Genomic DNA, 15514 nt, shown 5'->3' with positions numbered 1-15514 from the left:
GGGATTCTTTGTTTCTCAAAAGAAAAACTTCAACTATTTGGATAACAGGAGCCATTCACCTATCAATACAAAAAAGCAGCCGGGAAAATCCCGACTGCTCAAAAGAGCTAATCATTTCCATCACGCTCTCATTCAGCTTTCTGATCTAAGAAATGTGATTTTATTCTAGTCTTTTTATAATGAAGTCTAAATTGTTCTAAGAAACCCCTTAGAAAGACGCCTGTGCTTTCAATTTAGTCTTCGTTTTTCTTGCGTCTTGCAAGGCCAGCCAGTCCAACCAAACCAAGAGCAGCGCCTAACAATGCAGCAGAAGCTGATTGTTCTTCACCAGTAGAAGGAAGTTCTGGTGCTGGCGGTGTTACCGGTGGTGTTGGCGGTGTCACCGGTGGTGTTGGTGGTGTCACCGGTGGTGTTGGCGGTGTTACCGGTGGTGTTGGTGGTGTTACCGGTGGTGTTGGTGGTGTTACCGGTGGTGTTGGTGGGGTCACCGGTGGTGTTGGTGGGGTTACTGGTGGTTTCGGTGGAATTACCTTGTTGTTAAACTCAGTATCTTCAGGCATTTGTGAAGTAAGAGTCAACACTTTACCATCCTTGGTTACAGTAACTCCAACAGTCGCTACCATCTTATCGTACTCAACTCCAGCCTCTGTACCTTTCACTTCTTCTACATGATAGATATATGTACCTTCTTCACCACGTTTGAACTCAAGAGCTGAGAACTTGATCTTACCTTCAGCATCGTTGCTTACGGTTTCAATCACGTTTCCATCTTTATCTTTAAGTACGAAGCTGAATTCACCAGCTTTCAACGCACGACCTTCCAATTTCTTCGTGAAGTTGAATTCAACTTTCACTGGGATATTAACAACACGTTTCTCAGTTGGTTTTTCTGGTTTATCAACTGATTTCTTAGTTGGATCATATTGGTGAACAATTTGAGAAGCTGTATTTTCAATATCTACACCTTCTTTAGCAGTTCCCTTGATACGTGCTGGAATATCAAACTTGTAGTAACGTCCAAATGCTAATTTAGCAGTGTCGATTACTTGAGTATTTTCTGCATCTCCAAGAGACTTAGTCAAGTCAGCCTTAGATGTAGCAGTAATGACACCATTCACAATTGAAATATCAAACTTAGCTGTTACATCTTCACCAGTTACTGAATCATAAGCTTTAATATCAGCCACATTAACATCCAAGTTTTCGCTATCATATTTATCCGTAATACCAACAGATTGAATATAATGTGCTTCTGTGAATTTAGTTGTATCCAACCATACTTGGTAAACAACCTTATCACCTTTATGGAGTGTTTGGGTATTGATATTTTGCTTTTCATTATTATCAACTTTGTCCACATATGGATCTTTGTTGGTATCAGCTACTTTATCAGTCAACTCTTTGTCATCATCGAGAAGTTTTGTACCTGTAAGATCAAATTTAGATTCGTTCAGGATGTATTTCTCTGGGTTGAACTCTGGAGTTTCTGGAGGAGTCACACGGTTGTTAAATTCTTTATCCGCAATGTCGCCTACAGTCGCGATCAGAACTTTAGCTGTTCCGTCGTGTTCCACTGTAACTGTTACATTCGCTTTCATTGTGTCGTATGTAACGGTTGCGTCGCTTCCTTTAACTTCTTCTACTGTGTAGTTGTGTACGCCTTCTTGACCCTTCTTGAATGACATAGCTGAGAACTTAACGTTACCTGATGCATCGTTCTTCACAGTTTCAAGAGTTGTACCTTCTGAATCTTTAAGAACGAAGCTGAATTCGTTCGCTTTAAGCTCACGGCCTTCCAAACGTTTCGTGAAGTTGAATTCCACTTCAACTGGAACGTTGTTTACACGTTTTTCAGTTGGTTTGCTTGGTTTTTCAACTTTCTTAGTGGTTGGGTTGTAGTAGTTGACTACTTGAGCCGCAGTATTTTCGATGTCTACTCCACCTTTAACATCCGCTTTAACAGTTGCTGGAATATCAAACTTGTAGTAACGTCCGAATTCGAATTTAGTTGTGTCAATGATTTGAGTGTTTTCTGCATCGCCAAGTGACTTAGTGAAGCCAGCTTTAAGGGTTGCAGTAATCACACCATTGTTAACAACGATATCGAATTTAGCTGTCACATCCGCACCAGTCTTACCATCGTATGCTTTAATAGCTGAAGCTTCAACGTCGACTTTTGCCTCATCGTAGTCATCTGAGATTCCTACTGATTGGATGTTGTTCTTGTTAGCTGCGTCAAATTTAGTTGTATCCAGCCATACTTGGTAAACAAGTTTTTGACCTGGTTTAACTGATTTAGTATTGATATTCGCTGCTTCGTTATTAGATGCATCGTCCGCATATGGGTTCGCATTTGTATCTGCGACCTTGTCTGCCAACTCTTTATCATCATCTAATAATGAAGTTCCAGTTAAATCAAATTCTTTTTCGTTCAGAACATATTTTTCTGGATTGAATTCTGGAGTTTCTGGAGGAGTGATCTTGTTGTTGAACTCTTTATCCGCTGTTCCATCAGTCACGTTACCGTTCGCATCTACCCCACCTGTTGATGATAGGTTTGTTACAGTTGTAAGAGTATGACCATTCTTAGCAACTTCAACTGTGACTGTTGCTTTCATAGTATCATAAGTCATACCAAGCTCTTTAGTAGATGGAATAACTTCTTCTACTGTATAAGTATGAGTTCCAACTTTAGTATTATCAAATGATAATTCAGAGAATGTTACAGTTCCGTCAGCTTTATTTGTTACTGTTTCAAGAGTTTGACCAGTTGAATCTTTAAGAACAAAGCTAAATTCGCCATCTTTAAGTTCACGACCAGCTAATTTCTTAGTAAAGTCAAATCTTGCAACGACTGGAGCTACATGGTAGTTATTGAACTCAGTATCATCCGGCATTGTAACATTAGCAGTCAAGATACCAGATGTAGCGTCTTTCGTTACATTAACTGTTACGACTGCATTCATTGAATCGTAGTCGATGTTTGTATCTGTTCCAGCTACTTCACGTACAGTATAGGTATGAGCACCTTCTTTATCATAAGAAATCGCGTCAAACTGGATAGTTCCATCAGCCGCATTTTTCTTAGTTTGGATGACTTTGCCATTTTCAACTAATTCAAATGTGAAGGCATCCTTCGTAAGCTCTTTACCTTCCAATTTCTTAGTGAATCGGAATTGAGCATTGGTTGCAGCAGGTGTGAAGGTATTGTTGAACTCTGTATCGGTTGGAAGAGCTTTTGTTGCTGTAAGAGCATGACCTGACTTAGTAACTGTGATCGTTACTTCAGCCTTCATTGGGTCATATTCCATACCAGCTTCTGATCCAGCTACTTCTTCTACAGTGTACTTATGAACACCCACTTGAGTATTGGTAAATGTCAAGGCATCGAATTTCACTTTACCATCAGCATCGTTTGTCTTAGTTTGAAGGGTATTTCCTTCAGCATCTTTCAATACGAAGCTAAATTCACCATCTTTAAGTTTACGTCCTGCAAGAGCTTTACTGAAGTCAAATTGAGCAGTTACTGGAGCTACTACATAGTTGTTGAATTCAGTATCTTCTGGCATAGTAACTGCAGCGTTCAAAAGACCAGTTTGTGCGTCTTTTGTGACATTGACAGTTACGACTGCGTTCATGTTATCGTAATCGATGTTTGTATCTGTTCCAGCTACTTCACGTACAGTGTAAGTATGTGTACCTGCAGCAGCGTACGGGATTGCATCGAATTGGATTGAACCATCAGCCGCATTTTGTTTGGTTTGAATCACATTGCCATTTTCAAGCAATTCGAATGTGAAGGCATTGGCTTCAAGAGTCTTACCTTCCAAACGTTTTGTGAAGCGGAATTGAGCATTGGTTGCAGCAGGTGTGAAAGTATTGTTGAACTCTTTATCTGCTGGAAGAGTGTTTGTTGCTTTAAGAACATGACCTTCTTTAGTAACAGTGATTGTTACTTCAGCTTTCATTGTATCGTAAGTCATACCAGCTTCTTTATTTTCTGGGATAACTTCTTCTACAGTGTACTTGTGAGTACCAACTTGTGTATTGTCAAAGGTCAAGTCATCAAAGGCTACAACACCTGCTTTAGTATTGGTCTTAGTTTGAAGAACTTTACCAGTTGAATCTTTCAATACGAAGCTAAATTCACCGGCTTTCAACTCACGACCTGCGAGAGCCTTGCTGAAGTCGAAACGAGTCTTAACTGGAGCTACTGCAAAGTTGTTAAACTCTGTATCTTCAGGCATTGTAACATTAGCAGTCAAGATACCAGATGCAGCGTCTTTCGTTACATTAACTGTTACGACTGCATTCATTGAATCGTAGTCGATATTTGTATCTGTTCCAGCTACTTCACGTACAGTGTATGTATGAGATCCTTCGTTATCGTAAGAAATCGCGTCAAACTGGATAGTTCCGTCAGCCGCATTTTTCTTCGTTTGGATGACATTCCCATTTTCAACCAATTCAAATGTGAAGGCATCCTTCGTAAGCTCTTTCCCTTCCAATTTCTTCGTGAACTTGAATTGAGCTTGTGTAGCAACAGGTGTGAAGGTATTGTTGAACTCTGTATCTGACGGAAGTGTGTTTGTTGCTTTAAGAACATGACCTTCCTTCTTAACAGTAATGGTAACTTCCGCCTTCATTGTGTCGTAAGTCATACCAGTTTCTTTATTTTCTGGGACAACTTCTTCTACAGTGTATTTGTGTGTACCAACTTGTGTGTTATCAAAGGTCAAATCATCAAAGGCTACAACACCTTCTTTAGTATTTGTCTTAGTTTGAAGAACTTTACCAGTTGAATCTTTCAATACGAAGCTAAATTCACCGGCTTTCAACTCACGACCTGCGAGAGCTTTACTGAAGTCAAACTTAGTCTTAACTGGAGCTACAACGTAGTTGTTGAAGATCTTATCAGTTGCGCTTGAAGCAAAACCACCAGCACCACTGTATTTAACAGAAGCTTGTAATTCACCTTGATCGTTCTCAGTTACAGTAACAGTCATAGTAACTGTCATTGCATCGTAATCAACGTTTGCATCTGAACCTGCAGTTTCAGTGATTGTGTAGATGTAAGTACCAACTTTATTGAAGCTTAATTTACTAAATGTAGCTTTACCGTTTTTGTTAGTAACAGTTTCTTCATGTGAAGGAAGTGATTTGTTTTCATTGACTTCTTTAATCTTGAAGCTGAATTCACCATCAACAAGTACACGTCCTTCCAATTGTTTTTCAACTTCTGGAGTAACTGTTACAGGTTCTTGTTTGACATAGTAATAAACAGGTTGTTTATACGGTGTCAAAGTGTTAAGCAAGTCAACGTTTGTACCGATACCACCAACTCCACGTTCTAATTGTGCATTAGCTGAACCGTGTCCAATCCCGTCTCCTAAGAATGGTACAAATACAGTCTTCTTAGGCATGTATCCTGAAGCTTTTTGGAAATCGAATTCAACTTCTTTACCATTTGGATATTGAGTTTGCGCTCCTGTTTTTGGATCTGTTACAGTATGTGCAATCGTATTAAGAGGTGATTTTTTAACAACTAGTTCTTGCGTATTAGCTTCACCTGGTTTAATTGGTTTAGTTTCAGCAATCAACATGTAGCCATCTGTACTTAGAGAGCCGTCAGAACGTTTGCTTTGTTGTCTTGGGTCTAATAAGTAAACACGAATAACTACCGAACCGTCTTCTCCAACAACTTCTTTAATACGTTTAATACCATAACGGTCCGCATCCATGAATCTAGTACCGATAGTATAAGGACGATTTACAAAGCCTGATTGATCATTTGCATCAGCACTTTGATACAATTTATATCCATCAAATTGACGCTCACCAGATGCTGTGAAACGTTGTCCTTCTTCAGCTTTAAGAGTATATCTAGCTAAATCTACTTCATTACCATTTTCTTTATAATCTTGAACAGTTTTATCCGTTTTATTAGCGTTGAAAGTAAGGTTGTTTTTATCAACTACTTTATAGTAAGTTGTTTTATTAATTGTTTCTGGTATTTTAGCGTTTGAATCAGTAATTGTACGGCCATTGTATGCTGGTTCAACAACATTTAGAACATCTGTTGTGGTACGAGCATTATAAACCGCATTATAAAGTGTTTGCTCTGCAGGTGTGAGTTGGTGCCCCGCAGCTACTAAGTCTGTGATACTCTTTCCAACTGCATAACCATTTTGAATAAATGGTTGAGTAGTTTTACCTTTTTCAGCAGTACCTGCTTTATAATCTACTTGGAAAGTCAATTCACTATTAGACGCAGCTGTAGTAGTAGTGAATTTTTGAACACCACTAGAGGCAGTAATTGTTCTTGTTTCAACTACAGCACCAGTTGTTTTATCGATTAAGTCAACAGTTGTATCTGTTGAAGCATCAAATCTCTTATAGGCACGTGCATAATACTTTGTATTATAACGTTTATTGAATTCAGTTAAATCCCAGATAGCGTATGTGTACCAATCTCCTTCTTTTGCTGAGTAACCAGCTGGTGCAGTTTGAGAATAAACACTTGCACCGTTCGGATCTGTCATTTCAGGTGTAGCAACTTCACCGTCTTTTAGGAAAGTTGCTACAGCGACCGGCTCGTTATTGTGGTCTGTAGCGGCACGACGGTTACGACGGCTACGACTTGTTGCCAAAGCACCAGCATTTGTACGTTCCACATTGGCAGTTGCGATAGTCGCAGCCGCTTCAGCACTAGCTTCCCGCTCTGCTTGCGCAGCTGCTTCCGTACCAGTGATCGGAGCTGTTGGATTTACAGAAACTGAAATAGCAGTAGGGGCTACTGCTGAAGTTTCACTTGCAGCTGCTTCTGAGTTTTCACTTGCTGTAGCACGAGTTGCTGTTGTAGAGGCTGGTTTAGAGCTTGACTCTTTTTTCTCCACAGGTTTGCTTGTTTCTGTTGGTGTTGCTTTTGGAGCTTGCTCAGATTTTTCAGTTTCAGCTTTTTTTCTTTTTTTGTCTCAGCTTTCGCTTCCTTGTTCTCTGTAGTAACTGGTTTTTCAGCTACTTCAGCTTTTTCAGTCGCTGGAGCTGATGTTTCAGAAGTCGCAACAGGAGTAGATAGGTCAAGTTTTGGCACTGGTGCTCCTTCACCATAGGCCTTAGAAGCTGTTGCTTCTTCTTGACTTGATTCTGTTGCAGCAGGTTGTGCTTCTGAAGCCGCAGTTTCTGCAGATTCAGATGTTGCTGTTGCTTCCTCTGCTGATGCAGATTTAGCTCCTGCAACAAAAAGTGCTGTCCCTAACAAGACAGAACAAACACCCACGCTATATTTTCGTAAAGAAAAGCGTTGGCGTCTATTGAACATTTCCTTCATTTATTTGTATCTCCTATGTGTTATTTCATGATGAACATGATACAAAGCTTATAGTATCAAAAATAGACAGCCACTGTCAAATTGTTGCACTATAATTTTGTATACTTACATATTTCCCTCTAAAAGCTATTTTTTTTATTTGTTTTTTCAAATATTTTTACATCCCGTATCAGTATAATTCCTCTATAATACATATTTTTAAAACAAGAAAAAGAAGCAAATTTCCGTGTAAAATACGGCGTAATTTACTTCTTTATCAATCTAACCATTGTCCTTTAACCCACTTCTAAGATCAATCCTGTATCGACATCATAGACAGCTCCTGAGATAATGACATCGTCTGGAATCAGCGGTGAGGCTTTTAAGAGAGCAACATCCTCACGGACGCTCTCGTAGATATCTTGAAAGGGTAGGAAGTCTTGGTCTCCAACATCAACTCCCAGTTCCTTCTTCAGATGCTGACGAAAACCTTCATTCTCAAAGGTTTGCGCTCCACAGTCTGTGTGGTGCAAGACGACGATTTCTCGAGTGCCCATCTGTTGCTGGGAAATGACCAAAGAGCGAATCATGTCCTCTGTCACGCGCCCACCTGCATTCCGCAAAATATGGGCATCCCCCAAAGCAAGACCTAGTGCTGGTGCGACGTGAAGGCGAGAGTCCATACAGGTCACAATGGCCACTTGCGTTTTCGGTTTGATTGGAAGATGAAGGTCTCCATGCAGTTCAACATAGGCTTGATTGGCTTTTAAAAAATTCTCAAAATAGGACATAGGAACTTCCTTTCTGGTTGGCAAAATAGTTTGAACACCAAATTATTTACACTCTATCTTACCATCTTTTTCCCAGATTGTCAGTTGTCAGCCTACATGAAAAAGGAGAGTAAAAGCAAACCGACTTCTACTCTCCTTTCTTATCTTATGATCGTCTTGGTAAATAGCGATTTAGCAAGCCAGCAAAGGTTTGAAGGTTGAGACTTTGAACATAGATCTCACCAGTCCCTCTAAAGGTATTGACGACTCCCTCACCAGTTCCGATAGATTGCCAGAAACCATTTTCCAAATGAATATTATAATCCAAAGACTGGCTCCAAGCAACGACATGGGCATTATCGATGGTGATTTCTTGATTGTTTAGCTCGATTTTTTTAATAGAACCGTAGGCATTCACCAAGAGGGTCCCTTGCCCTTGGGTCGTCATGACGAAGAATCCTCCCTGACCACCAAAGAGTGCCTTACCAATCGATTGGGTTTCCATTGTATAGTAAGCTGTACCATCCAGTGCAAGGAAGGCACCGTCGTTCAATCGATACTGCTTTTCGCCCAAGTAGAGTGGCACCACCTGACCTGGTGAGTCGGGTGCCAATGCTAGGTAGGCATTATTAGACTGGGCAAATACCTGAGTAATAAAGGTACTTTCACCCGAAACCATTGACCGTCCAACTGCTTTCACAAAGCGTCCCACACCAGAGCCACTCGCATTTAATTTGGTGTTGAGGGTCACATTAGGCGTATGGTAGACCATACTCCCCCGTTGAATATAGACAGTTTCACCTTGATTGAGAGACAGCTCGACCAAAGGGAACTGCACATTGTTGTCTGTAAAAAATTGCAAAATAAGTAACCCCCTATGTTTAGTAAGTATAGAAAAAGTATAGCATAGGAATAACCTTTTTGCAAACGATTCCAAGACCTGGTTAAGAAAAGACTTTTTTCAGAACTTCCCCTACCGTGGAGACTGCTATCACTTGAATGCCATCTGGGATTGCGATCCCTTGGAGAGAATTTTTTGGTGCATAAATCTTAGTGAAGCCTAGTTTCGCCGCTTCGTTGATCCGTTGCTCGATCCGAGTCACTCGGCGAATCTCCCCAGTCAAGCCAATCTCACCGATAAAGGCCTCTTGAGGATTGGTTGGAAGATCCTTGTAGCTAGAAGCAATGGCCACCGCTACGGCTAAGTCAATGGCTGGTTCGTCCAGTTTGACACCACCAGCTGACTTGAGATAGGCATCCTGATTTTGGAGAAGAAGTCCGCAACGTTTCTCTAATACGGCCATAATGAGACTAACCCGGTTAAAGTCCAGACCCGTTGTCGTCCGCTTGGCATTTCCAAATACAGTCGGTGTCACCAAGGCCTGAACTTCCGCCAAGATTGGTCTACTTCCTTCCATGGTGACGACAATGGCAGAGCCCGTCGCGCCATCCAAACGTTCTTCTAGAAAGACCTGACTGGGATTGAGGACTTCGACCAGCCCACCTGATTGCATCTCAAAGATTCCGATCTCATTGGTAGAACCAAAGCGGTTCTTGACCGCTCTTAGGATTCGGAAGGTATGGTGGCGCTCGCCCTCAAAGTAGAGCACCGTATCCACCATGTGCTCCAACATACGCGGGCCCGCCAAGGTTCCTTCCTTGGTCACATGGCCGACGATGAAGATGGCGATGTTATTGGTTTTGGCCAACTGCATGAGCTCTGCTGTCACTTCCCGCACCTGAGAAACCGATCCCTGCACCCCTGAAATCTCCGGAGACATAATGGTCTGGATGGAGTCGATGATAAGGAAGTTAGGCTGGAGGCGCTCCACCTCGGCTCGCACGCTTTGCATATTGGTCTCAGCATAGAGATAAAACTCACTATCAATATCCCCCAAGCGCTCTGCCCGTAACTTGATCTGCTGGGCCGACTCCTCGCCACTGACATAGAGAACTGTTCCTACTTGAGACAGCTGGGTTGATACTTGTAAGAGAAGAGTTGATTTCCCAATTCCTGGATCTCCACCAATCAGGACCAGACTCCCTGGGACGACACCGCCTCCAAGGACGCGGTTGAATTCCTCCATCTCGGTCTTAGTACGATGGACATTGATAGAGGTCACATCAGCCAGTTTCATGGGTTTGGTCTTTTCACCCGTCAAGGATACCCGTGCATTCTTAACTTCTGCAACTTCGACTTCCTCCACAAAGGAAGACCAAGAACCACAGTTAGGACAGCGTCCTAGGTATTTGGGTGAATTGTAGGCACAATTTTGACAAATAAATGTCGTTTTTTTCTTTGCGATGATAAACCTCTTTCTAAATCTCTATCTCACACTCAATCACTTGGCAAAAATCAATCTTCTCATTTGGCACAAACTGGCGCATGAGCATGCGATGGGCTACAACTACCACAGTTTGATGTTCCCGATACTTAGCCATGCATTCTAGAAAACGAGACTTCATCTCTACAGCTGTCTCATATTGAACAGGAGAATTTGGGATCAGCTCCCCCTTGTTTTCTAAAAACAGACATCTAGCTGTTTCAAAGTTCTCTATACCTGTTTCATAAACCTGCCATTCATGCAATAATGGCTCTACCCTCAAAGGAAGGCCAGTAGCACAGGATACATAAAAAGCCGTTTCTAAAGCTCGCGTCACTGCAGAAGACACCAGGATATCAGCTGAGCCAAACAAAGGATTTTTGCAAAGTTCCTGAGCTTGTTGTCTTCCTTTCTCAGATAAGGGTGCCAAATCTATCCCGAATCCAGTATAGGAACGCTCCTCTAACTCACGGTAATTTGGCTCCCCATGACGGACAAAGATAATCTTCATCTTAGTGCCCTGTCGACCCAAACCCACCGGTCCGTATGCCATCCGCCTCATCTCCATCTGCAATTAAGAAAGGAGCAAAGACAGCCTGAACCACACGTTCCCCGACTTCAAGAACGACTTCTTGATCGGTGATGTTTTTCATCTGAGCAAAAATATGACCTTCATTTCCTGGGTTGCCATAATAGTCTCCATCAATAACCCCCACAGAGTTGATCAAGACCAGACCTTTTTTACGAGGATTAGAGGAACGGTCATAGAGATAGAGCACCTCACCCGCTTGCATATAAGCCTTGACCCCAGTTGGGACGAGGACGATCTCTCCTGGTGCAATGACTGTGCGCTCCGCCACCTTTAAGTCGTAGCCAGCTGCGTGGGCCGTCTCCCGTTTTGGCAGTAAGTCCTGATTGGTATAGCTTGATACAAGTTCAAATCCACGAATTTTTGTCATCATAATTCCTCTTTCATTCTTAATAGTTTCTATCTCTTCTATTATACCATCACTTTGGCCTAGCGTCTCCCCTCTACTACTATTCGTATTTTTTCTGGCAAACACACAAAAGCCCCCTCAACCGAGGAGACTTTTGCAGGAGATTATATGAAAAAAGTAAACTGTATCAAACAAAGTTAGGAGGTCTTTGTTGATGAGACTAGTTTACCCCTTTCTCCTTAAAAAATCCTAAAGACTTTACAATTCTTGTAACAGATAGCGGAAGAGTTCGAGATTGCCTTTTTCTTCTTTAACAAGAAACTCTGGATGCCATTGCAAGCCGATGATGCGATGACCATCCACTGCTTCGATGGCTTCAATGGTCTGGTCGCGTGGGTCAATGGCTGTCACTCGAAAGTTAGGCGCCAAGTCCTTGATGCTCTGGCGATGAACAGAATTAATCTGGCTGGCTTGTCCAAAGAGGCGCTCCACCACGCTGCCTTTTTTGGTCTCAATCGAGTGAGATGTCCCAAAAGGAAGCCCCTGCCAGTGCCCTTCCACTTCTTGATGGAGAGTCCCACCGAAGGCGACATTAACCAACTGAACCCCTCGGCAGATGGCTAGGACCGGCTTGTTTTGACGGACCGCTTCTTTTAGCAAGGCCAACTCAAACTGATCGCGCTCGAGATTGTAGTCATCACTCTCGATGGCGATCTCTTCTCCATAAAAGCTAGGATGGACATTTTGCCCCCCACTGAGGATAAGCTTGTCCACTGTTTCGATATAATCTTTTGCAAAAGATGGATCCCCCACTGGGATCACCATAGGAAGGCCACCTACTTGCTTAATGGTTTCCGCAAACTTACAAGATACAGACGAATGGATATTTTTCCCATCTGGATCCACTGCACATAGATTGGCAGAGACTCCAACAATCGTTCTACACATACCCTTCCCTCCTTTGATATTTCTATTCCCTATTTTATCATCCCACCCTTAGAGCGTCTAATATGTGTTTTTTAAGGGCCTGATAAATATTTTTTATCGCCGAAAGCAAAAAAACAGGTTTGTCTAGCAAGGCTAGAACAAAACCTGTTTTAGAGATTAGTTCTCACGTTTTTTGTAAACCAAGGCACTTCCAGCAACCGCCAATGCGAGTCCTGTAGCCACTAGTCCTTCACTCATTGATTGACCAGTAGAAGGAAGAACTTCTTTTTTATCCTCTTTTGGAGGATTTGATGGAATTTCTTTTTCTGGCTTTTCAGTAGAAGGTGGTGGAGTGTTCCCTTTTGGAGGATTAGATGGAATTTCTTTTCTTGGTTTGTCAGTAGAAGGTGGTGGGGTATTCCCTTTTGGAGGAGTCAGTTGATTGACAACATTCCCTTTATCTACTACCAAATTTGTCGCAGCAGTTAACTCTGCCGCAGAAACAGTGATTGAAACGGTTGAAAGTTGGTAGCCTGCCGGAGCAGTCAATTCTTTCACCACATAATCCTTAGCCTCAAAGCCTACAAAGCTTACAAGTCCATTGGCATCAGATGTCGCTGTCGCTTGACCTTCACCATATGGATTCGCAACTGGTGTCACACCATCCGCCTCAAAGAGTCCGAAGACTGCTCCTGCTAGAGATTGGTAGAATGGATTTACCTTGTGAAGCTGAATGGTATATAGCTTCAATTCTGGTTTCTCAACTACTGGTGGAGTTGGTGGAATAGCAGTGAATGGTTTGTTGACAACTTTTCCTTGATCAAGTACTTGATCGGTTGACGCAATCAACTGGCTAGATGAAACAGTAATCGCTTCTTCAGAAAGTTGGTAACCTTCTGGTGCTGTCAATTCTTTCACTACATAATCCTTGGCTACAAGTCCTGTAAAGGTAACGAGACCATTGGCATCAGATGTCGCTGTCGCTTGACCTTCGCCATATGGATTTGCAACTGGTGTTACACCATCTGCTTCAAAGAGTCCAAAGACAGCTCCTGCCAAGACTTGACCTTCATTATTGACTTTGTGCAATTGAATGCTGTAAAGAGTCAATTCCGGTTTCTCAACAACTGGCGGAGTTGGTGGAATAGCAGTAAACGGTTGGTTCACCACATTTCCTTTATCCACTACCAAGTCTGTCGCAGCGCTCAATTCTGTTGCAGAGACAGCGATTGAAGCAGTTGATAGTTGGTAACCTTCTGGTGCTGTCAATTCTTTCACTACATAATTCTTAGCCTCAAAGCCTACAAAGCTGACAAGACCATTAGCATCGGATGTCGCAGTCGCTTGGCCTTCGCCATAAGGGTTGGCAACTGCTGTCACACCATCCGCTTCAAAGAGTCCGAAGACAGCTCCTGCTAGAGCTTGACCTTCACCATTGACCTTGTGAAGTTGGATCGTATAAAGCTTAGCTTCTGGTTTTTCAACTACTGGTGGTGTTGGTGGGATTTCACTTGTCACAAAAGTATTTTTGAAGGATTTCTTCTCACCATATGCCACTGTAGCGTTGATAGTATTGCTTGCTTCATCTTTCGTAACCGTTACTGTCACTTCAATGCTAGATTGATCGTAGGTCATTCCTTTTTCTTGAGATTGAGGAATCACTTCTTTAATCGTGTAGTGGAAAGTTTTTCCTGCATCTTCTTGTGAATAAGAAATTTCATCAAAGGCTACGGAACCATCTGCAGCATTTTGTTTTGTTTGAAGAACTTCCCCAGCTTCATCCAACAAGCTAAAGCTGAATTCTCCATCTTTTAGGTCACGACCTTCTAAAATCTTGCTCGCTGAAATCTGAGCTTTTGCTGGACTTGGAGCTGAGTAAGTATTTGCAAAGGCCTTGCTTTCTGGATAGACAACTGTTGCTTTTAGGTTGTCTCCATCTTTTGTTACCTTAACGGTTACTTGTTTTTCGGCTGTATCGTATGTGATACCTGGGGTAGTCCCTTTGACTTCTTTCACAGTGTAAGTGTGTTCACCTTCTGCTGTGTAAGAAATCGCATCAAAGCTTACTTTACCAGCTTTGTTGGTAACAGTTTGAAGTTTGTTTGAACCTTCGTACAATTCAAAGCTAAATTCACCATCTACCAAGTCACGACCTGTCAACTCTTTTGTCAACTCAATTGTTGCAGTTGTTGCGTTTGGTGTGAAGGCATTAGTAAAGGTTTTGCTTTCTGGGTAGACGACTTCTGCTTTCAAAGCTTCCCCATCACGAGTGACTTTAACAGTCACTTGTTTTTCAGAAGTATCATAAGCAATCGTCGCATTATCCCCTTTAACTTCTTTCACAGTGTAAGTGTGTTCACCTTCTGCTGTGTAAGAGATAGCATTAAAGGTTACTTTACCAGATTTGTTGGTAACAGTTTGAAGCTTGTTAGCTCCTTCGTACAATTCAAAACTAAATTCGCCATCTACCAAGTCACGACCTGTCAACTCTTTTGCCAACTCAATTGTTGCAGTTGTTGCGTTTGGTGTGAAGGCATTGGTAAAGGTTTTGCTTTCTGGGTAGACGACTTCTGCCTTCAAGGCATCTCCATCACGAGTGACTTTAACAGTCACTTGTTTTTCAGAAGCATCGTAAGCAATAGTGGCGTTGTCACCTTTGACCTCTTTCACAGTGTAAGTGTGTTCACCTTCTGCTGTGTAAGAAATCGCATCAAAGGTCACTTTGCCAGATTTGTTGGTGACAGTTTGAAGCTTATTAGTACCTTCGTACAATTCAAAGCTAAACTCACCGTCTACTAAGTCACGACCTGTCAACTCTTTTGCCAACTCAATTGTTGCAGTTGTTGCGTTTGGCGTGAAGGCATTGGTAAAGGTTTTGCTTTCTGGGTAGACGACTTCTGCCTTCAAGGAATCTCCATCACGAGTGACTTTAACAGTCACTTGTTTTTCAGAAGCATCGTAAGCAATAGTGGCATTGTCGCCCTTCACTTCTTTCACAGTGTAAGTGTGTTCACCTTCTGCTGTGTAAGAAATCGCATCAAAGCTTACTTTGCCAGATTTGTTGGTGACAGTTTGAAGTTTGTTTGCACCTTCGTACAATTCAAAGCTAAACTCGCCGTCTACCAAGTCACGACCTGTCAACTCTTTCGTCAACTCAATTGTTGCAGTCGTTGCGTTTGGCGTGAAGGCATTGGTAAAGGTTTTGCTTTCTGGGTAGACGACTTCTGCCTTCAAGGAATCTCCATC

General features: G+C 42.2%; 9 protein-coding genes. All 9 read right to left on the bottom strand.

The window, feature by feature from the left end:
* Positions 1-233: 233 nt before the first annotated feature.
* Positions 234-6896, bottom strand: coding sequence for a Spy0128 family protein (locus K1J10_RS05475; RefSeq protein WP_317629283.1), 6663 nt, complete (start codon positions 6894-6896; stop codon positions 234-236).
* Positions 6794-7330, bottom strand: a complete 537-nt coding sequence (locus K1J10_RS10820; protein WP_317629282.1) for a YSIRK-type signal peptide-containing protein — start codon at positions 7328-7330, stop codon at positions 6794-6796. Before K1J10_RS10820 ends, K1J10_RS05475 begins: the two co-directional genes overlap by 103 nt.
* Before the next feature lie 275 nt (positions 7331-7605).
* Positions 7606-8100, bottom strand: a complete 495-nt coding sequence (locus tag K1J10_RS05470; protein WP_223356128.1) for a beta-class carbonic anhydrase — start codon at positions 8098-8100, stop codon at positions 7606-7608.
* 145 nt (positions 8101-8245) lie between these two features.
* Positions 8246-8941 (bottom strand): TIGR00266 family protein, encoded by a 696-nt coding sequence (locus tag K1J10_RS05465; protein ID WP_223356127.1) that lies wholly within the window; start codon positions 8939-8941, stop codon positions 8246-8248.
* An 82-nt stretch (positions 8942-9023) separates the two neighbouring features.
* Positions 9024-10385 carry a DNA repair protein RadA gene (gene radA / locus K1J10_RS05460; RefSeq protein WP_223356135.1) on the bottom strand — a complete coding sequence of 454 codons (1362 nt, stop codon included), beginning with the start codon at positions 10383-10385 and terminating at the stop codon, positions 9024-9026.
* 13 nt (positions 10386-10398) lie between these two features.
* Positions 10399-10956, bottom strand: coding sequence for a histidine phosphatase family protein (locus K1J10_RS05455; RefSeq protein ID WP_223356126.1), 558 nt, complete (start codon positions 10954-10956; stop codon positions 10399-10401).
* Positions 10916-11362, bottom strand: a complete 447-nt coding sequence (locus K1J10_RS05450) for a dUTP diphosphatase (protein ID WP_223356134.1) — start codon at positions 11360-11362, stop codon at positions 10916-10918. Before K1J10_RS05450 ends, K1J10_RS05455 begins: the two co-directional genes overlap by 41 nt.
* 237 nt (positions 11363-11599) lie before the next feature.
* On the bottom strand, positions 11600-12289 hold the full coding sequence (locus K1J10_RS05445) for a gamma-glutamyl-gamma-aminobutyrate hydrolase family protein (RefSeq protein ID WP_048716619.1): 690 nt from the start codon (positions 12287-12289) through the stop codon (positions 11600-11602).
* 156 nt (positions 12290-12445) lie between these two features.
* On the bottom strand, positions 12446-15514 hold a 3069-nt coding region (locus tag K1J10_RS05440), incomplete at its 5' end, for a Spy0128 family protein (protein WP_223356125.1).

It is taken from the genome of Streptococcus australis, from assembly GCF_019930045.1.
Lineage (GTDB): Bacteria > Bacillota > Bacilli > Lactobacillales > Streptococcaceae > Streptococcus > Streptococcus australis_D.
This window is presented reverse-complemented; position numbering and strand designations above follow the sequence as displayed.